The sequence below is a fragment of the Pseudarthrobacter sp. NIBRBAC000502772 genome (assembly GCF_006517235.1).
In the GTDB taxonomy this organism is placed as follows: domain Bacteria; phylum Actinomycetota; class Actinomycetes; order Actinomycetales; family Micrococcaceae; genus Arthrobacter.
The window spans coordinates 189,545-209,633 of record NZ_CP041188.1; the positions used below are offsets into that span (position 1 = coordinate 189,545).

Genomic DNA, 20,089 nt, shown 5'->3' on the forward strand with positions numbered 1-20,089 from the left:
ACCGTACGGCCGCTGGTCACGCATCATTCCAGCCACAACGCCGGCATTTCGCGGGCTGCCGAGTACATCGGCAAGCCCACGTGCGACAAATGTGGCACGGATGAATTCATCTATCTCGAGTCCTACATTCCACCGGTTTACCGGCGTGACGGGGCGGTCAGGACACTGGGCGAAGTCGCCTACACCTGCACCCGTTGCGAAGATTTCTCAGCCCACAATGTTCCTGCATCGTGGACTCCCCCAGGCTGGTATCTGGGCTAATTTACGCACGGTCTCCCGGCTCGCTCCAGGCTCGCCGAGCGCAGCCACCGGATCACCACTCAACTATTCACTAGCGAAGGCCCGGCACCCGCCACGATGGCGGCCACCGGGCCTTTCGTTTAGTTGGGTTCCGGCCCGCCCTAGATCAGCTCATCGGAGAGGTGGTTCGGGGTGCCGAAGCGGTGGGCCGTGATGCTGATGGCCTGCTCGTGCAGGAACGGCAGAAGCTCTACCCGTCCGGCTTCGGTGACCGCGTGGGCGTAGATCGCCAGGTCAGGACGCCCGTCCGTGGCCTCCGCGAGGGCGGTGGCGTCGCCGCCGATCAGGCGGATTCGCGCGCCGGACAGTTTGCCCGCCGCGGCGAGGCGTGCCGCCGAAGCCAGCCAGCCGGCGTCGGACTCCACAGCGACCGTGATGTCCAGTCCGGTGAGCACGGCGCGCAGCTGTGCGGGAAGTTCGACGGCGGTGGACACCGTCAGTGCCGAACCGGCCAGGACACCGGCCGCCACGGTCCGCACGAGGTGAGCCAGCGGGGCGCCTTCGGAGAGCCGCACGGTGACCGGCAGCGCACGGTAGCGGAAGATGTTCCGTTCCGCGCTCAGGCCGGAAACGTCCTTGGCGGTGCCGAACTCATCGGCCCAGGCCAGGGCATCGGACCCGAGGGAGCGCTGCAGCGACTCAATTTCAGCCGGCTGCAGTTCGCCTGCGGCGGCGTTCTGGATGCGGCCGACACCCGCGTGGGTGACGGCTCGCGTGGCTGAGGCGTCCGCGCTAACCCAGTCGCCGAGGCCGGTGAGGTAGTTGGGTCCGCCGGCTTTGGTTCCGGCGCCGACGGCGGATTTCTTCCAGCCGCCGAAGGGCTGGCGCTGCACGATGGCGCCGGTGATGCCGCGGTTCACGTAGAGGTTGCCGGCCTGGATGGTCTCCAGCCAGGTGCCGAGCTCGTCCGGGTCCAGGGCGTGCAGGCCGGCGGTGAGGCCGTACTCGACCTGGTTCTGGATGGCGATGGCTTCTTCGAGCGTGTCAGCGGTCATGACGCCGAGGACCGGTCCGAAGAATTCGGTGAGGTGGAAGTATGATCCGCGGCGGACGCCGTAGCGCACGCCGGGGCTCCACAGGCGGCCGGTTTCGTCGAGCTTCTTCGGTTCCACCGCCCAGGTTTCGCCTTCGCCCAGGGTGGTGAGGGCGTTCAGGAGCTTGCCGTTGGCGGGCTCGATGATGGGGCCCATCTGGCTGGTGGGGTCCTCCGGGTAGCCCACCTTCAGCGAGGTGACGGCGTCGACGAGCTGGTTGTGGAACCGCCTGGACTTGGCAACGGAGCCCACCAGGATCACCAGTGATGCTGCCGAGCACTTCTGGCCGGCATGGCCGAACGCCGAGTACGCCACGTCCTTGGCCGCCAGGTCGAAGTCGGCGCTGGGGGTAACGATGATGGCGTTCTTGCCGCTGGTTTCGGCCAGCAGCGGCAGGTCCTTGCGGAAGGAGCGGAAGAGTTCCGCGGTCTCGTAGCCGCCGGTGAGGATCACGCGGTCCACGGCGGGGTGGGAGATCAGTTGCTGGCCGAGTTCACGCTCGCCGAGCTGGACCATGGTCAGCACGTCGCGCGGGACGCCGGCTTCCCAGAGTGCTTCGATCATCACGGCACCGCTGCGGCGGGCCTGCTTCGCGGGTTTGATCACGACGGCGGAGCCGGCGGCGAGTGCCGCGAGGGTGGACCCTGCCGGGATGGCGACCGGGAAGTTCCACGGCGGGGTCACCACGGTGAGTTTGGCCGGGACGAACGTGGCGCCGTCGATCTTTTCCAGCTTCCGGGCAGACTCGGCGTAGTAGTGGGCAAAGTCCACGGCTTCGCTGACCTCGGGGTCGCCCTGGTCGATGGTTTTGCCGGTTTCGCTGGCCATGACCTCCAGGAGGTCGGCGCGGCGGGCCTCGAGGACGTCGCCGGCGCGGTGCAGGATCTCGGCGCGCTCGTCGCCGGACAGGGCGCCCCAGGCCTTGCCCTTCTCGACAGCGGTGGCGATGACGGTGTTGAGGGTGTCCGCGTCACTGATGGTGGCGGCGTCGACGGCGGCGTTGCCCAGCGTGGAGGACGGGACACGGTCCAGGATGGCCCGCCCCCAGGTGCGGTTGGCGGGCAGCGACGGGTCGGTGTCCGGGGTGTCCTTGAACGAATCGTGCGGCAGGGGCTGCGGCGGGAGGCTGCGGTTCTGCTGCCGGTTGGCCGGGGGGATCTCGTCGTCGAGCCTGTCCAGGGAGGCGAGGAAGCGCTGCTTCTCGCGCTCGAACAGCACGTCGTTTTCACTGAGCTCAAACACCGCGGACATGAAGTTGTCCTGGCTGGCGCCCTCTTCGAGGCGGCGGATCAGGTAGGCGATGGCGACGTCGAACTCGGCCGGGTGCACCACCGGGGTGTAGAGCAGCAGCGAGCCGACGTCCTTCTTGACCGCTTCAGCCTGGCCTTGCGCCATGCCCAGCAGCATCTCGAATTCGATGCCGGACTCCACACCGCGCTGTTTCGCGAGCAGCCAGGCGAAGGCGATGTCGAAGAGGTTGTGGCCGGCCACGCCGATCCGGACGTTGTTGATCCGGTCCGGGTGCAGCGAGTAGTTGATGACGCGCTTGTAGTTGGTGTCCGAGTCCTGCTTCGTGCCCCAGGTGGCCAGCGGCCAGTCGTGCAGCGAGGACTCCACGTGTTCCATGGGCAGGTTGGCGCCCTTGACCACGCGGACCTTGATGGCGGCGCCGCCGTTGGCGCGGCGTTCGGCAGCCCAGTCCTGCAGGCGGATCATGGCGGCGAGGGCGTCCGGGAGGTAGGCCTGCAGCACGATGCCGGCCTCAAGGTTCTTGAACTCGGGCTTGTCCAGGATCCTGGTGAAGACCGCGATGGTCATGTCCAGGTCCTTGTATTCCTCCATGTCCAGATTGATGAACTTCGCCGCCTGGCCGCCATGGGCGAAGGAGGCGGCGCGTTCGAACAGCGGCGTGAGCTTCTCGACGACGTGCTCCACGGCCTCGTCGAACGCCCACGCGGAGTGCGGGGCCACGGTGGAGGAAACCTTGATGGAGACGTAGTCCACGTCCGGGCGGGCCAGGAGTGTGTGGGTTCCCGCGAGCCGGCGGGATGCCTCGTGCTCGCCCAGGACGGCCTCGCCGAGGAGGTTCACGTTGAGCTTGATGCCGTCCTTGCGGATCTTGGCGATGGCCGGGCCCAGCTTGGCGTCGGTGGCGTCGACGATCAGGTGGCCCACCATTTCGCGGAGCACGCGGCGGGCGATCGGGATGACCACCTGCGGCAGGACCGGTGCCATGGTGCCGCCAAGGCGGACGGCGCTGCGCATGTACCAGGGCAGGAACGCCGGGACCTTGGGCGCCAGGGCGGCGAGGTTGCGGGCAGCGACGTGGAGGTCTTCGGGGCGGACCACGCCGTCCACGAAGCCAACGGTGAAGTCCAGGCCGTTCGGGTCCTTCAGCACACCGGCGAGCTGCTCGGCCGAGGCATCAACGGGAACTTTCGAAGCCTCGGTGAGCCAGCGGCGCACCAGCCCGATTGCTTCCCCGGCCAAGGCCTGGGCTTCGGGCACGTGGGACGTGGCGGCAACGGCCGGTTCGGTGGCCGTCTTCCCGGTGAAGACGCCGGGCTCCGTTGAAATGTTGGTCATATCTAACACTCGTTCTTTCCGTTGGTGAGGTCGCTCTTTCCATCAGTATGATCTTCCGGTCACGTAAGATAAAGCGATGTTTTCTGAGCAATACAGGTTAGAAAACTCAACGATTCAAAATCCCGTCCGAACGGTCAGGAAATCCCCGATTTTTGGCAACGCTCTCTCACTTAATGCGGGTTCTTGGGCAACCCTCTCGCACTCGATCAAAAACGACCAGTAACGGACGAACCCTCCCCCACAGAATGTGAGAGAGGGTTCGTCGTTCGCGCCCCGAAAGGTGAGAGAGCGTTTGGTGAAAACGTGCAGGAAGTGAGAGAGCGTCCGGTGGCGGGCGGGTGGACGCCCGGGAGGCCGGTGTCAGCCGATGGGGCGGTGCATCTCCACGGCTTCCTCGTGGCGCGGGCTGTCCGGGTTCATCAGGGAGTGTTTGCGGCCGTAGAAGAAGTAGATGGCCAGGCCGATGACCAGCCAGATGAGGAAGCGCCACTTGGTGTCCGCCGGAAGCTGCCAGATGAGCAGCGCAGAGGCCAGGACACCGAAGGCCGGGATAAACGGCATCAGGGGCAAGCGGAACGTACGGGGTGCATCAGGCTTCTTGTAGCGGAAGACGATCACGGCGAGGCAGACCACCACGAACGCGGCCAGGATCCCGATATTGGTGAGGTCGGCGACGGCCTTGATCGGGAACACGCCGGCCAGCAGGGCGGAGGAGACGCCGGCGATCCAGGTCACGCGCTGCGGGGTTCCGTGCTTGTCCGTTCCCGCGAACCAACCGGGGAGGAGGCCATCGCGGCTCATGGAGAACCAGACGCGGGTGACGCCGAGCAGGAAGGTCAGCATCACGGTAAGGATGGACAGGACCGCGAACACCGAAATGATGGTGGCAATCACGGGCAGGCCCACGCTGGTGAAGGCGGAGGCGAATCCGGCGGCGGGATCGATGTCCTTGTAGTTCTGCATGCCGGTCAGGACGAGGGTGGCCGCGACGTAGAGCAGCATGGCGATGATCAGGGACAGGACGATGGCCTTGGGCATGTGCTTCTTGCCGTCCGTGGCCTCTTCGGCCGCGGTGCTCATAGCGTCGTACCCGAACACGGCGAAGAACACTGTTGCAGACCCTGCCAGGACCGGGCCGAACCCGCTGGGCATAAACGGGTTGTAGTTGTTGGTGTCGATGTAGAAGACGCCCAGGCCGATGATAAAGAGGATCAGGACAACCTTGATGGCGACGGCCACAAGCTCGAACCGGCCGAATGCCTTGGTTCCGCGGGACAGGATCCAGGTCACCAGCAGGCAGACCAGGATGGCGGGAATGTTGACAATGCCGCCCGTGCCCTCATCCGCCGTCGAGGTCATCCAGACAGGAAGGTGGATGCCGATTCCGGACAGGAACGCCTCAAGGTAACCGGAGATGCCAATGGCCACTACGGCCACGATCGCGATGTATTCGAGTAGCAAGTCCCAGCCGATAAACCAGCCGATCACCTCGCCCAGCGCAACATAGCCGTAGGTGTAGGCAGAGCCTGCCCGTGGAATCATGCCGGCGAATTCCGCGTACGACAGGGCCGCCGCGGCGGATGCCAGGCCGGCAATAAGGAACGAGATCAGCACCGCGGGCCCCACACCCGGGTTTTCTTCACTGCCCGCCGCCACCAGGCCCGCGAGGGAGAAGATCCCGACGCCGATGATGCCGCCGACGCCGATGGCCGTGAGCTGCCACAGCCCCAGGGACTTGAACAGACCGCTGTGCTTGTTCTCTTCTTCGATGTCATCGAGTGGCTTGCGCCGCATGATCGACTGGGACATATCTTTAGGGCTCATCGGGAACTCCTGCGTGGGGTGCGGCCCCATCACGGCGCCCCGGAAGGGGCTGTGACGGGGGTAACTCAGGTACACCAGTATGCAAGCGCAATTGCATTAGATAAAGTGACTACTTCTAACCAATATTCATTAGATTCACCAAGGAATGTGGCCATGCTCGATGTCCGTCGCCTGCGGCTTCTCCGCGAACTGAAGATCCGGGGCACGCTGGCGGAGGTGGCGGAGGCTCTGCAGTACAGCCCGTCGTCGGTCTCCCAGCAGCTTGCGCTGCTGGAAAAGGAAGTGGGAGTGGAGCTACTCCGGAAGACGGGGCGGCGCGTGCAGCTGACGCCCCAGGCCGAAGTCCTGGTGGCGCACACCGCCCAGCTGCTCGAAACCCTGGAGCAGGCGGAGGCGGACCTGGCGGCGTCGCTGACCACCGTCACGGGCACGGTACGGATTGCGGTGTTCCAGTCCGCGGCCCTGGCGCTGATGCCGGACACACTCTCGCGGATGACGGCGGAGTACCCGGAGGTCCGGATCGAAATGATCCAGCGCGAACCCGAAACGGCCCTTCATGAGACGTGGGCACGCGATTTTGACCTGGTCATCGCCGAACAGTATCCGGGCCACGCCGCCCCGCGGTACCCGGAGCTGGACCGCATCAAGCTGACCACTGACGCGATCAGGCTGGCCGTTCCGCCGGCGGATTCCAGCCGGCCGCCCATCACGTCGCTGGAGGACACTGCCGCGCTGCCCTGGGTTATGGAGCCCCGCGGCGCAGCCTCCCGGCACTGGGCGGAGCAGGCCTGCCGGAGTGCAGGATTCGAGCCCGATGTGCGCTTCGAAACAGCGGACCTGCAGGCGCAGATCAGGCTGATCGAGTCCGGAAATGCCGTGGGGCTGATGCCGGACCTCGTCTGGACGGGACGGGGCACCACCGCCCGGCTGCTGGATCTGCCGGGGCATCCGCGAAGGACCGTGTTCACGTCGGTGCGCCGCGCCAGCGCGCAGCGGCCCGCCATCCTCGCCGCCCGCGAGACGCTGGCAGCCACCGCCATCTCGGTAGCAAGGACGGACGACGGCGGCACATCCGGTTAGGTGCCGGATCGCCCGGTCACGTGCGTGTAGGCGGGAAACAGCTTCCGCCTCCATGTTCAGTGCGTCACAGCGCGATCCGGGCGCCAACGCTAGACTGGGCGGGTTATGAATCGCACAATGTTCAAGTCCAAAATCCACCGGGCCACCGTCACGCATGCCGACCTGCACTACGTAGGATCGGTCACCGTTGACCTGGACCTGCTGGACGCTGCCGATATCCTTCCCGGCGAGCTCGTGGCCATCGTGGACGTGACCAACGGTGCGCGCCTGGAGACCTATACCATCGCCGGCGAGCGCGGCTCCGGCGTCATTGGCATCAACGGGGCAGCAGCCCACCTGATGCACGAGAACGACATTGTCATCCTGATCACTTATGCCCAGATGACCACGGAAGAGGCCCATGCCTACACCCCGAAGGTCATCCATGTGGATAAGGACAACAAGATTGTCCAGATCGGAAACGACCCCGCCGAGTGCCACACGCCGGGCCTGATGCGTCCGCCCTTCGCCCTGAACAACGCCGCCCTGTAGCCGGAGCGTGAGTCCGGGCAGACACCGCCGCCGCAGCCTCGGAGGCTTTTCGTGGTAGGTGTGCTGCAGGGCTTCTTTGTTGTCTGGTTCATCATCATGGTGGGCTGGTTCGTCGGCCGCCAACGGATCCTGGGCGACAACGCCCGCCAGGTCCTCAGTGGCCTGACCTTCTTTGTGGCCAGCCCCGCCCTCCTCTTCGAGACGCTCAGCAAGGCAGAGCTGCGGGAAGTCTTCGCGGAACCGTTGCTGGTCACGGCTGTGTCCGCCGTCTGTACCGCCCTTATCTTCTTCAGCATCGTCAAGTTCGTCCTCATGCGCGCTTTGCCGGAAGCACTGATGTCCTCGATGGCCGCTTCCCTGGCCAACTCCGCGAACCTCGGTATTCCCATCGCGGTATATGTCCTGGGCGACGCCAGTTACGTGGCTCCGCTGCTGATCTTCCAGCTGGCGTTCTTCACGCCGATTTTCCTGATGATCCTGGACGCCAGTACCAGCTCACACCGCACCACGCCCTGGGGATTCATTCTGATGATCCTGCGGAACCCGATGATTGTTGGCTCGGGCCTTGGCCTGCTGGTGGCGGGGACCGGTTGGGAGGTTCCGCCGCTGCTCCTGGAGCCGATCCACCTCATTGGCGGCGCCGCGATTCCGGCCATGCTGATCGCCTTCGGCATGAGCCTGAACGGCAGCCGGCCATTGCAGGCCGCCGCCGGCAGGCGCGTGGACACCCTCCTGGCCAGTGCCTTCAAACTGGTGGTCCAGCCGGCCATCGCCTACGTTTTTGCCCGCTTTGCCGTAGGGCTCGACGGCCCGGCCCTGTTCGCTGCCGTCGTAGTGGCGTCCCTCCCCACCGCGCAGAACGTTTTTGTTGCCGCCAGCCGTTACCAGACCGGCCTCACCGTGGCCAAGGACACCGTCCTGATCACCACGGTGGTGGCGGTACCCGCCATGATCGGCGTCGCGCTGCTGCTGAACTGACCAGCGCGAACGAGCAGTTGGGGCCCTCCCGACAGGGCCTCAAGTGTACGTTCGCGCCGGGCTATGTCCTTTTGGCCTCTGGCTTGTGCCGGTCCAGGATCCGGGCGCAGCGGATGAACCCCAGGTGCGAGTACGCCTGCGGGTGGTTCCCCAGGTGCGTCTCCGTGCTGGGATCGTATTCTTCGGGCAGCAGGCCGGTGGGGCCGAAGAGGTTCACCAGCTGGTCGAACAGGTCCCAGGCCTCCTCGATCCTGCCCACCGCAACGTAAGCCTCAATCAGCCAGGTGGTGCAGATGTGGAAGCCGCCCTCCAATCCCGGCAGGCCGTCGTCGTACCTGTACCGGAACACGGTGGGGCCCACCCGCAGTTCCCTTTCCACGGCGGTGACGGTGTCCAGGAACCGCTGGTCCGTGACATCCAGCAGGCCGGAGAGCCCGATGTGGAGGACGGCTGCATCCAGGTCGGGGCTGTCGTAGGCCACGGTGTAGGACGCGGCCGAATCATCCCAGCCTTCGCGCAGGACTTCCTCCCGGATGATCCGGGCCGTGGGTTCCCACGACGGATCCGGCGTCCTGCCGTGCCGGTCGGCGGTCCGCAGTGCGCGGTCCAGCGTCACCCAGCACATCACCTTGGTGTAGACGTGGTGCCGCGGCGGCCGCCGGGCTTCCCAGATGCCGTGGTCAGGCTCATGCCACCGGGCCAGGACGGCGGCCGCCATCTGCACCATCAGGTCCCAGTGGCCGTCCTCGAGGCCACCATTCCGTGAGCTGACGCCGTGGATCAGCTCAGCCACCGGCCCGAAGACATCCAGCTGGACCTGGTGGTCCGCGGCGTTGCCGATCCGGACCGGCCGGGACCCCGCATACCCGGGCAGGCTGTCGATGACGGCCTCCGTGGACAGCGGCGCCCCCGTCACCGAGTACAGCGGATGCAGCCATTCAGGGCCCGGTGCATGTTCGAGGATCCGGCCCAGCCAGCTGAGGAACCCGGCCGCCTCCGCCGTGGAGCCCAGGTCCACCAACGCGTTCACCGTCATGGAGCCGTCCCGCAGCCAGCAGTAGCGGTAATCCCAGTTCCGTGTGCCGCCGATTCCTTCGGGCAGCGACGTGGTGGGCGCGGCCAGCACGGCACCCGTGGGCTCGTGCACGAGGGCGCGGAGGACCAGCGCTGAGCGGCGGACCAGCGATGGCTTCACCGAGGGCAGTTCCAGTTCCTGCACCCAGCGGCGGGAGTGGAGCGCCACGCCCGCCCGCCGGTCCATCTCCCCGCGGGGATCCGCCAACGCAGGCTCGGTGTCGCCGCAGCGCAGGTTGAGGACCACCGGCCCGTCCTGGAGGTTGACCGAAGCGGTGGCGGTGGCATGGAGGCCGTCCGAGGTGATGGTGAAACTGACGCCAGGGGCAAGAAGGAAAATGGGATCGGAGGTTCCCACCACATGGAGTTCATCGCCGCGGGCCTCCATGCTGAACGGCGCGTTGGCGTAATCCGGCCGGGGCGCGAAGACGATCTTGGCGCCGCCGGTGCCGGAGAGCACCCGGACCAGGCTGGTGATCCCTTCCGGTGCCGGCTCCAGGTAGTCCGTGACGGTTACGTCCGCCCAGCGCGTCTCCACGATCATGGTGCTGTCCACGTAGCGCTGGCCCAGAACCGGCGAGGCCTTGAGCGGCTCTACGGAGAAGTGCCCGGCGGCGTCCCCGCCCAGGATGTGGGCGAACAGCGATCCCGAATCCGGGAGCGGGTGGCTCATCCAGCAGACCTTGGCATCCGGAGTGACCAAAGCGGTGGATGATCCGTTGCCGATCATCGTGTGGCGCTCGAGCCCCACTGCGTCCTCGCCGAAAAGCCAGGCCCGCCGCAGCTCGAACAGGAGGGCCAGGACGCGGGCGAAGGATTCCGGGTTCCGCAGCCGGTGGGACGCCCGGGTCTCCCCCGGGCCCACTCGCAACCCCAGGTCCGGGCCGCGGAGCGTGGCGATGGCCAGTTCGTCGCTGTGGGCGTCACCTGCGTACAGCGCAGCACTCGCGCCCAGCCGGGACCGGAGATTTTCCAGGGCGTCCGCCTTGGCCGGTTCCGTTACCGAGAGGTCCAGGACCGAACCGTCCACGATGAAGAACAACCCATGGGCCCTGGCGATCTCCCGGGCCGTTTCCGTCACCACCTGCACCACCGCCGGCGAGGCCGGCCGGGTGTGCACCGACACAGCCACCGGCTTCCGCTCGATCCAGATGCCCTCCTGGAAACCCACGGCCTCAGTCAGCGCCGTGCCTACCTTGTGGAGCGTGGCTTCGGTGGCGAGGTCCTGGACGTGGGCGAAGGCCATGTCCGACTCCGCGCCATGCGATCCGATGAGATGCACCTCCGCGGGCAGCCGGGACACTGCGGCGAGGTCACGCAGCGAGCGCCCCGAGATGACGGCGGCATGGGTGTTGGGCAGGGCGGCCAGGGCGCGGAGCGCGATTGCGGCGCTCCCCAGGGGAAGGGTCTCGGTGGAGATTCCCTCGGCGTCGCACAGTGTTCCGCCGTAGTTGCAGGCCACCAGCAGTCCGGGGACACGGGCGAGGACCTTCAGTTCGGCCAGGAGGGTGGGCGTGAACCCTTCGTCCGCCAGGTCCGACTGGATGAACGTCCGCAGCAGGCCCAGCGGCAGCGATCTGGTCAGCAGGGCGGAATCCGCCACGCTCTGGTTCAACGGCGTAGCCATGCTTGCACTCCTTCAGCAGAGCCTGGCCCGGAAAGGCCGGAGGGGCCGTATCCCATTTTTCCGCCCGGCGGTTTCGCCTGAATGTCCCGGCTATTGCCACCGTGTAACGTCCGACGGCGGGACCCACCCTCCGCCGCCGGCGTCGTGTCGTGTCACGCCGGGCAGGCTTTAACACCCGACGACGGCGCCCCACCGCGCGAATCCGCGGCAGGGCGCCGTCGTGCTTTCCAAAAGGCTGCCGTGCGTGACGCCGGCCCGTTGGAAGTGAATCTCGGCCGGCAGCGCCAAACCTCAGCCGACCTAACCTCAGCCGGCGGTCAGTGTCGCCATCGTGAAGCCGCCCGGGGCCACCGTGACGCGTCCGGACGTGGCGCCGGCGCTGCCGTTGGAGCCCTTGACGGGCTGGCCGGCGGAGTCATACTGGCGCTGGACCAGCACAAACCCTTCCGGCACGCTGACCTGCTGCACGGTAACGGACTTGGCCGCGCTGACGTACAGCGTGGAGTCGCCGCCCGAACCGGAGACGGACACCGTGGAGATCAGCGGCTGGACCAGGAGTGCGTCCAGTGCCGCCTGGCCGTCGGTGCTGGCGGTGACCGCGGTCAGGCCGGCAGCGAGGGCGCGCCGCAGGGTGAACGGGATGAGGATGCCGGGTGCGTCGGTGATGCCCTGCGCCCCTGCCCCGCCGTTGGCCGTGGTGCCGAGCAGGCCCTTGGCCGAGGTCCAGGTGGTGGTGCCCGAGGGCGCAATTGCCTGGTTCACGATGGGGAAGACATTGCTGGGCTGGTCCGCTGCCGGCAGCGGGATGGAAAGACTGCCGCCGGAGTTCAGGTCGACATATGCCCCGCCGGATATATTCGCTTCGCCGGTCCAGGACGACGGCGGCCGCACCACGGTGCCGCTGCCTGTGATTGCCCCGGCCTCGGCTTCCACCACGCTGAGTCCGTTGGTCCCCTCGGTCACGCTGATCCCCAAGGCCTTGGCCCGGAGGGCCGGGTCGGCGTCGAGGGCCAGCATGGTGAGCAGGGCGTGGATGGTGGATTCGGCGCCGGAGTTGGGGTTGATCCGGCCGTCCGTTTCGATCCCGTCGATGGCCGTGCCGGTGGCCGGGTCGTAGGCGGGGGCGCCGTTGGGGTTGGCGCCGAAGAACCAGCCCGCGGCGATGGCGGCCACGTCCAGGAGGCCCGGGGCGTCGGCGGCTTCCGCCGTCGCCACCAGGCTTTGGACGCGGGAGTCCACGCCGTAGGCGATCTGGGCCTCGCCGGGAGCGGGGCTCCAGGCGTTGTCCGGACCGCCGGCTGCGAGCAGTTGCGGCGTGAACTGCGCGGTGTCCTTCACGGCTGCCGTCAGCAGGTCGGGCCGGTCCAGGACAGTGGAAGCGGTGGCAACAGCGGCCGGAGCCATGCCGCCCCACGCATGCCAGAGGCTCTGCGACTTGTTCCACGGCATGATCGCGCCGAACGGCCATTGCGTGGCCGAGCCGGAAGACATCGCGGCCACGCCCTCGCTCAGCCGGGACAGCGCCGTGGTGGCCACGGCATCGGATGGAACGGTCTCCACATAGGCGGCCAGGCCCAGCACGGCCTCCGCGGAGGCATCCGCGCCGCCGGCGATGAGCCAGGCCGGGACCTGGACGCCGTCGGCGGTGTCGAACGTTCCGTACTTGGCGAGGGACTGACGGTTCAGGGCACCCAGGGACAGGTGCAGCCGGTCCTGCAGGAAGGCGGCGAACTCCGGATCGGACTCCGCAAACCCTGCGAAACCTTCGCCCAGGGCCCACACCGTGCGGGCCAGCCAGTAGGACTCCGCGGAGTCGGACGGATCCGGCAGTTCCACGGGAATGGCGCTGGGGTTCAGGCTGCCGTCCGCCTGCTGCCAGAGGATGACGTTGCCGGCGTTCGGGCCGTCCACCGTCTGCAGGTACGTAAGCGTACGGAGGTTCTGGAAGGCGTGCTCCTTGCTCGCCAGGTCCCCGGTCTGCTTCCAGTGCCGCAGGTACACCACGGCGGTGCGGGCAATATCGTCCGCGTTGTAGGCACCCTGGGTCCAGTCACCCGTGGCCGGATCCAGGTCGCCGCCGCCCACTCGGTCGTAGCTGCCGTCGTCGTTCTTGTCGGCGTAGGTCCACGGCGCTTCGGCCTCGGGGTCCTGCTCCTGCTGGTAGGTGGTGTGCCCGGGCACCGGAGCCAGCGGCACCGTGTCCAGCAGGAAGTCCAGGTGGTCCAGGTTGGTGAGGCTCCCGCCGTCGGCCAATGCGGGTTCCAGGACGGGTGCCGCCGATGCAGTGTGCGCAGTGGCGGCCGACGGCGGCGCGGCAGGGGCCGCCGTGACGGCGCCTGCCTGCAGCGAAACAGCCAGCAGGGAAACGGCCACCGCCGTCACCACCGGCCGTGTGGCCTTCGGTGAAGGCAGCACCCTCAGATCCGGTCCAGTTTGGCCACGCCGATTTTGGAGTCGGCCATCCCGTAGAACACAAACAGCTGGTCGCCGATTTTTTCGATCGCGGTGGGGAACACCACGTTCGGCACGATCCCGGAGATCTCGTCCTCGGTTTCCGGCGCCAACAGCGGCTTGTCGCTGCGGGCGATCACCGTGGAGGGATCGTCCGCGGACAGGATCATGGCCGCGGCGGTGTAGTTAACGTTCTGCTGCTGTTCGAAGGCGGAGGCGGCCATCTTTCCGGCCACGCCGTGGTGGATCAGGAGCCAGCCTTCGTCCACGCGGATGGGGGGCGGGCCGCCGCCGATCTTCAGTTCCTCAAAGGGGAACTCGCTGAGGGCCACCAGCCGGTGCTTGCCCATGTGCACCAGGTTGCGCAGGTCGCGTTCGACGTCGGCCACGGCCACGTATGAAATCCAGATGCCGGGGCGGTTGTCCGTGACGCCTGCGGGCAGGTGCTCGCCTTCGCCGGGACGGATCCAGCCCAGGTCCCACATGGGGCGGTGCAGCATGGCGTAGGAGGGCACACCGTCGGGGTCGTTCACCGGCTCCGGGAAGAACACCGCATCCTTGTTGGGAAACAGGTTCAGGTCCATGGAGAGATCGGCCTGGTACTCGAAGAAGCAGGGGCCAAGGCGCTCCCAGTTCCGGAGGTCCTCGGAGTGGGCGAACGCGAGGCGGGGACCCAGCGGGCCGTAGGCCACGTAGGTCATGAGGTGCTTGCCAAGGGCGGCTACCCAGGTGGTGCGCGGATCCTCGGTGCCGGCGTTGTTCATGCCGCGTTCCCAGCCCTCGTCCGGGGCCAGGACCACGCCCTCGCGTTCCACGCCGGTGGGCACGCCGTCGTCGTTGATGACCACTTTGGCAAGGCCCACGCGGGACACGTTGCCAGTGGCCACAAGCCGCGGCAGCAGGTACAGCTCGCCGTCCGGGCCGCGGCCGCTGGCGGGGTTGAGGACGCCCTCGGCCTCGAAGTCGTTGCCGGGTTCGGGGGTCATGATGACGCCGGCGCGGGTGAGGGTGAACGGGACAGTGGGGAGTGCAGAAGTGTGGGGGGAAGTCATTGATTAGCCCTTTACGCTGGAACCGATATTGGTGGAAATGAACTGGCGCTGGAAGAAGATGAACAGCGCGACGGCGGGCGCCGCCAGGACGCAGGCACCGGCAAGGATGGCACCGAACGGGTTGCCGGCCTGGCCGGCGATGTTGGAGATGAAGTTGGCCAGTGACACGGCCAGTGGCTGCAGGGACTGCTCCTTGGTGACCAGGAACGGCCACAGGAACTCGTTCCACGGGCCGATGAAGGTCAGCAGCACGGCAGTGACGATGGCAGGACGGACCAGCGGGATGGCGATCTGCCACAGGATCCGAAGCTCCGAGGCGCCGTCGATCCGGGCGGCCTCAAACAGCGTTGAGGGCAGCTGGAGGAAGTACTGGCGGAACACAAACACCGCCGTGGAGTTGATGGCGAACGGCAGGATCATGCCCAGGAAGCTGTCCGCCAGGCCGTAGTCGCGCACGATCATGACGTAGAGCGGGATGAGCAGGAGCTGGAACGGGATCATCTGCACCAGCAGCATCATGCCAAACACCACGCCGCGGCCACGGAACTTCATCTGCGCCAGGGCGTAGCCCACCAGCAGCCCGAAAATCACCGTGAAGAGGATGACACCGCCGGTGAAGATGCCGGAGTTGAGCAGGCCGCGGAACAGGTTGATGGACTCGTTGATCTGCACATAGTTGGCCCCGGTGATGTTGGCCGGATTGGGGAACGCGCCGAAAATCGAGGTGTCCGGGGCGGTCTGCAGCGAACCGATGAGCATGTAGTAGAACGGGAAGAGGAACACGAAGGCGCCCACGCCCAGCAGGATGAAGCTGCCCACGCCCAGGTTGCGGCGTTTTTCGACGCCCGAGTCGGGACGCAGGACGGGTTCCGCTTGCTCGGGGAGCCGGCTCGCGTCGTCGTCGTTCTTGGCGTTTTGTGCGTTGGTGACGGACATGTCAGTCCTCCTTCCCGCCCACGAGGCGTTTCTGGATCAGGGCGATCAGCAGGACGCCGATCACCAGCACCACGCCCAGCGCGGCCGCGACGTCGGGGTTGCCCTGCAGGAGTCCCCGCTGGTACATGATGAACACCGGGGAGGCCGAGGCCCCGTCCGGCCCGCCGCCGCCGGTCAGCAGGTACGGCTCGGTGAAGAGGTTCGCGCCGGTGATGGTGGCCAGCAGCGTGACCAGGACGCTGGCGGGCCGGACGCCGGGAACGGTGATGTTCCAGAACTGGACCCACTTGTTGCCGCCGTCCACGGACGCTGATTCATAGAGCTCATCGGGGATGTTCTGCAGCGCCGCGAGGTAGAGCAGGATGAAGAATCCCAGCTGTTTCCACGTCACGTACAGGGCCACGGTGGGCATGGCCAGCCACGAATTCACCAGCCAGGAAGGGGCTGGGGCCAGGGGCCCCAGCAGTGTGTTGATCAGCCCGTTTCCCTGGAACAGGAAAAGCCAGACACCCACGACGGCGACGCTCGCCGTCACGTATGGGACGTAGTAGCTGAGGCGGAAGAAGGTCTTGAGCCGGGTCACGCGGTTCAGGGCGTTTGCCAGCAGCAGGGACAGGCCCACCGTGAGCGGGACGTTGATGATGAGGAAGACGCCGATGTTCAGGAAGGAGCGCTGGACGGCGGGGTCTGACAGGACGGTGATGTAGTTTTCGAACCCTACAAACGGCCGGTCCACCTTGACCCGCGGTGCTGTGAAGAAGAAATCGTGGAAGGAAATGTAGACGGCGTAGCCGAGGGGGAACGCCAGGACGGCCAGCACGTAGATGACGTAGGGGGCGCTGAACAGCAGGCCCAGCGGCTGGGGGCCCAGGAAGTTCTTACGCTTCCTGGGCACCAGCCGCCGGTCCGCCGTTCCACCAGCCGGTTTCCCCGTGACGGGGTTCCCACTAGAAGAGCGGAGTGACATTGGGGGTCACGCTACTTCTGGGCTACCAGTTGGTTGATCTTGTCCGCCGCGCCCTTGAACGAGGTGTCGATGCTTTCGTTGCCGAAGATCACGGCCTTGGCGTAGGCGGTGCGGAAGGTCTGCCACACTTCAACCGAGTTGGAGACGTTGGGGACCTCCACGGTCCGCGCAGCCTGATCGGCAAACTGCGTGTAGGCCGGGTTCTTGGCGAAGTAGTCCGCGTAGACCGTGGGAAGGTCCTTGCGCATGGGCATCTGGCCGGTGTCGGTCAACAGCTTGCCGTCCTGCTCCTCGCTGGTGGCGAACTTCATGACCTCCCAGGCGGTGCCCTGGTTCTCGCAGGCCGAGTACATGGCCACGTTCTTGGCGTCGGAGAAGGTTGAGGCATCAGCCTTAGCCGCGGCAGCGGGGACCGGGACTGCGCCCCAGTTCACCTTGTCCTTGTAGGCGGCGATGGCCCACGGACCGGCCATGGACATGGCCGCCTTGCCCTCGGCGAATGAATCGCCCTGGTAGACCTCCTTGGAGGCCAGGTTTTCCTTGTAGAGCGTCTCGAACATCGTGGCGACCTGCTTGCCCTCCTCGCTGTCGAACGTGGCCTTGCCGTCCTTCACCAGCGGGGTGCCGTCGGAGTTGGCTGCATAGAAGGAGTAGAAATCGAACCAGGCCTGGAAGAAGTCACTGGCCGGTGATGGCCACATGGCGTTGGTGGCAGCACCTGAGGACACCAGAGTCCGGGCGGTGTCCAGCAGTTCCTGGTGCGTCCCCAGCTTCGGGTTCTCCGGATCCAGCCCGGCCTTGGCAAACATGTCCTTGTTGTAGAAGAGGACAACGGGATTGGACTTCCACGGCAGCTGGTACATCTTGCCGTCCGCGGACTTGTACTGGTCCGCCAGGTCACCGGTGCGGTCCTTGATGTACTGGAGCCCGTCCGGGAACTCATCCAGGGCCACCAAACCACCCTGCTTCTGGAACTGGGGAACGGCGACAGGCGCGGTGTTGAAGACCAGGCAGGGAGCGTTGCCGGCCGTGATGGCTGCGCCGATGACTTCCTCGGAGCTCTTGCCGGCAGGGATCTCCTGCGCATCGATCTTCTCGTCCGGGTGGGCGGAGTTCCAGGATTCCACCATGGCCTTGCCCCACTTCACCTCGAACTCGTTGTTGGAGTACCAGATCTTGATGGGGCCCTTGGCGGACGTGGCGGAACCGCCATCGCCGCCGCCTCCGCTGCCGCCGCAGGCAGCCAGGCCAGCCCCCATGACGGTCAGGGCGGCCACTGACAATATTCGCGTGGCTTTGGTAAAGCGCTTCATTGCGACTCCTTGATACTGGTCCCGGTGGGGACCTGCTACGGGTTGGTGTGCTTTTTTGCTTGCTCTGGGGATTGCTGGGGGACTGGCTTGCTGGTTGTGGATGGGGCGGGGCCGGTGGAGGCGCGGACCAGCAGGGAAGGTGCCTGCAGGTCCGTATCCTCACCGGAGTGGGTGCCGTTGAGCTGGTCCAGGAGGGCCTGCGCGGCAACTCTGCCCCAGCGCATGGGGTCAGTGGAGATGGTGGTGAGCGGCGGGTTGAGGTATTGGGTGAACTCTGCGTTGTCGTAGCCGGTGACTGACAGGTCACCCGGGACGTTCAGGCCCTGGGACTGGGCGAAGGACTGGCCGGACGTGGCCATGAGGTCGTTCGCATAGACAATCGCGGTGGGGCGGTCCGGCCGGCGGAGCAGTTCCGCGGTGGCGGCCACTCCCCCGGCCGCCGTGAAATCAGCCTCCGCGAACAGATCCGCTGCCAGGCCGGCAGCGGCCATGGCCGCCTCCCAGGCCCGGCGGCGGCTGCGGCCGTGGATGTATTCCTGGGCGCCGCCCACGTGGCCGATCCGGACGTGGCCCAGGGCCAGAAGATGTTCGACGGCGGCCGTGATGCCGTCCGTGTCATCCATGGACACCGCGGGGAAGGGGGAGTCCGAATCCGGCCTGTTGAGCGTTACGGCCGGCAGCTTGAGCTCGCGCAGCAGGCCGATCCGGGAATCATTGTGCCGCACATCGGTCAGGATCACGCCGTCCACGCGGCCGCCGTCGGCCAGTTTGCGGTAGGCCCGCTCTTCGGCGCCGGGGGCGGTGGCAACGCTCAGGACCAGCGTGTAATCGTGCTCGGCGAGGGTGGTCTCGATGCCCGCAATGAACGCCGGGAAGAACGGGTCCGTGCCGAGGAGCTTGGGGTCGCGGGCCACCACAAGGCCCAGCGCGTAGGCCTTCGCGGAGGACAGGCCCTTGGCTCGGAGGCTCGGCTTCCAGCCAAGCTCTTTGGCGACCTGGAGGATCCGGCCCCGGGTGGCGTCGCTAACGCCGGGCTGGTTGTTCAGCGCATACGAGACAGCACCCTTGCTGACGCCGGCCGCATGGGCGACGTCGCTGATGGTTACTGCCATGATGTGGGACCCTTCAGGTTTTGGGTCCCGTGACTCACGCCACTGAACCGGTTCAGTAGACTCTACTTAACCGGTTCAGTTGAGGGATGTCAAGGGCCCGCCGCCGCATTGGTGGGCGCGTCACCGCTTGCTGGCGGCGCCGGACCTAGACCCGGGCCAGCCCGGCAACCTCCGCCAGCAGCTCCACGGAGCGGATCCTGGCCTCGGTGCCGGTGTTCTGGTGCGCCACGATGAGTTCGTCGGCGTCGGAGTGCCTGGCGAACTCCTCGAGGTAGTCGTTCACAACGTCCGGGGTGCCGATGGCCGAGTACGTCATCATCTGCGAGACGTGCTGGCCCTGCGGGGAGTCCAGGATCATGTCCGCTTCGTCGTCGGTGAACTCGCGCCCGCCGCCAAAGAACAGACCGACGCGGGCGCGCAGCGTGGCCCGGAAAGCCGTCTGGGCTTCGGCTGCGGAATCGGCTGCGATCACGTTGACGCCGGCGATCACGTGCGGGGCATCGAGCTGCGCCGACGGCTTGAATTCGCTGCGGTAGAGCGCCACGGCATCCTGCAGGGCGTTGGGAGCGAAGTGCGAAGCGAAGGCGTACGGCAGGCCCAGCTGGGCGGCGAGACGGGCGCCGAACAGGGACGATCCGAGGATGTACAGCGGGACGTTGGTGCCCTTGCCGGGCGTGGCCTCCACGCCCTGGATTCGCGTGGGACCGGTGAGGTAGCCCTGCAGCTCCAGGACGTCTTGGGGGAAAGTGTCCGCGGACATGGGGTCCCGGCGCAGCGCGCGCATGGTGTTCTGGTCGCTGCCGGGGGCGCGGCCCAGGCCAAGGTCCATCCGGCCCGGGTGCAGCGTTTCCAGGGTGCCGAACTGTTCGGCGATGGTCAGCGGCGAGTGGTTGGGCAGCATAACGCCGCCGGCGCCGAGCCTGATGGTCTTGGTGTGGGCGGCCACGTGGGCGATCAGCACGCTGGTGGCCGACGACGCGATGGCGGACATGTTGTGGTGCTCGGCGTACCAGATCCGCCGGTAGCCCAGCTCCTCCGCCCGCTGTGCCATGGCCACGCTGCCGGCGAAACTCTCCGCCGCCGTCTGGCCTTTGCCAATGGTTGCCAGATCAAGGATGGAGAGGGGAAGCGTCACGTCGGTGCCGGCCTTTCAATGCGTTGCGTAGGGTGGCCGGCCGGGTCGCGGCGGGCACACTGTGGACAACGACGGCGGCGTCCGGGTTA

At 66.7% G+C, this 20,089-nt stretch carries 13 protein-coding genes; 3 read left to right on the forward strand and 10 right to left on the reverse strand.

The genetic code is table 11. The features are described from left to right. Window positions 1-401: 401 nt before the first annotated feature. The gene (locus NIBR502772_RS00980) at window positions 402-3,920 is read right to left on the reverse strand and encodes a bifunctional proline dehydrogenase/L-glutamate gamma-semialdehyde dehydrogenase (RefSeq protein ID WP_141138702.1); all 3,519 of its coding nucleotides are present in this window, start codon (window positions 3,918-3,920) and stop codon (window positions 402-404) included. 360 nt (window positions 3,921-4,280) lie between these two features. Further along, a complete protein-coding gene (locus NIBR502772_RS00985) occupies window positions 4,281-5,744 on the reverse strand; it encodes an amino acid permease (protein ID WP_141138703.1) in 1,464 nt (487 codons plus the stop codon). Between the two features lie 153 nt (window positions 5,745-5,897). Between NIBR502772_RS00985 and NIBR502772_RS00990 the strand changes: the two genes are divergently transcribed. From NIBR502772_RS00990 to NIBR502772_RS01000, 3 genes are all read left to right on the forward strand, one after another. Then, a complete protein-coding gene (locus tag NIBR502772_RS00990) occupies window positions 5,898-6,824 on the forward strand; it encodes a LysR substrate-binding domain-containing protein (RefSeq protein WP_141138704.1) in 927 nt (308 codons plus the stop codon). A 105-nt stretch (window positions 6,825-6,929) separates the two neighbouring features. Further along, the gene (panD, locus tag NIBR502772_RS00995) at window positions 6,930-7,355 is read left to right on the forward strand and encodes an aspartate 1-decarboxylase (protein WP_181037322.1); all 426 of its coding nucleotides are present in this window, start codon (window positions 6,930-6,932) and stop codon (window positions 7,353-7,355) included. Window positions 7,356-7,406: 51 nt separating this feature from the next. Continuing rightward, complete coding sequence (locus tag NIBR502772_RS01000) at window positions 7,407-8,333, forward strand: AEC family transporter (protein ID WP_141138705.1); 927 nt, start codon at window positions 7,407-7,409, stop codon at window positions 8,331-8,333. 61 nt (window positions 8,334-8,394) lie between these two features. Here NIBR502772_RS01000 and NIBR502772_RS01005 read toward each other — a convergent pair whose 3' ends face one another. The 8 genes from NIBR502772_RS01005 to NIBR502772_RS01040 all read right to left on the reverse strand — a co-directional run bounded on the left by NIBR502772_RS01005 (window position 8,395) and on the right by NIBR502772_RS01040 (window position 20,000). Next, complete coding sequence (locus NIBR502772_RS01005) at window positions 8,395-11,034, reverse strand: trehalase-like domain-containing protein (RefSeq protein ID WP_141138706.1); 2,640 nt, start codon at window positions 11,032-11,034, stop codon at window positions 8,395-8,397. A 306-nt stretch (window positions 11,035-11,340) separates the two neighbouring features. Next, window positions 11,341-13,449: a hypothetical protein gene (locus NIBR502772_RS01010; RefSeq protein ID WP_246848650.1), complete on the reverse strand. Its 2,109-nt coding sequence runs from the start codon at window positions 13,447-13,449 to the stop codon at window positions 11,341-11,343. 2 nt (window positions 13,450-13,451) lie between these two features. Further along, entirely contained in the window at window positions 13,452-14,537 is a 1,086-nt protein-coding gene (locus tag NIBR502772_RS01015; protein ID WP_141138708.1) for a glycosidase, read from the reverse strand. A gap of 3 nt (window positions 14,538-14,540) precedes the next feature. Next, window positions 14,541-15,473 (reverse strand): carbohydrate ABC transporter permease, encoded by a 933-nt coding sequence (locus NIBR502772_RS01020; protein ID WP_141138709.1) that lies wholly within the window; start codon window positions 15,471-15,473, stop codon window positions 14,541-14,543. A 1-nt stretch (window position 15,474) separates the two neighbouring features. Beyond that, window positions 15,475-16,440, reverse strand: coding sequence for a carbohydrate ABC transporter permease (locus NIBR502772_RS01025; protein ID WP_104063771.1), 966 nt, complete (start codon window positions 16,438-16,440; stop codon window positions 15,475-15,477). A gap of 11 nt (window positions 16,441-16,451) precedes the next feature. After that, complete coding sequence (locus NIBR502772_RS01030; RefSeq protein ID WP_141138710.1) at window positions 16,452-17,753, reverse strand: extracellular solute-binding protein; 1,302 nt, start codon at window positions 17,751-17,753, stop codon at window positions 16,452-16,454. A gap of 35 nt (window positions 17,754-17,788) precedes the next feature. Further along, window positions 17,789-18,865 (reverse strand): LacI family DNA-binding transcriptional regulator, encoded by a 1,077-nt coding sequence (locus tag NIBR502772_RS01035; RefSeq protein WP_141138711.1) that lies wholly within the window; start codon window positions 18,863-18,865, stop codon window positions 17,789-17,791. Between the two features lie 145 nt (window positions 18,866-19,010). Continuing rightward, window positions 19,011-20,000 carry an LLM class flavin-dependent oxidoreductase gene (locus NIBR502772_RS01040; RefSeq protein ID WP_141138712.1) on the reverse strand — a complete coding sequence of 330 codons (990 nt, stop codon included), beginning with the start codon at window positions 19,998-20,000 and terminating at the stop codon, window positions 19,011-19,013. Window positions 20,001-20,089 lie beyond the last annotated feature (89 nt).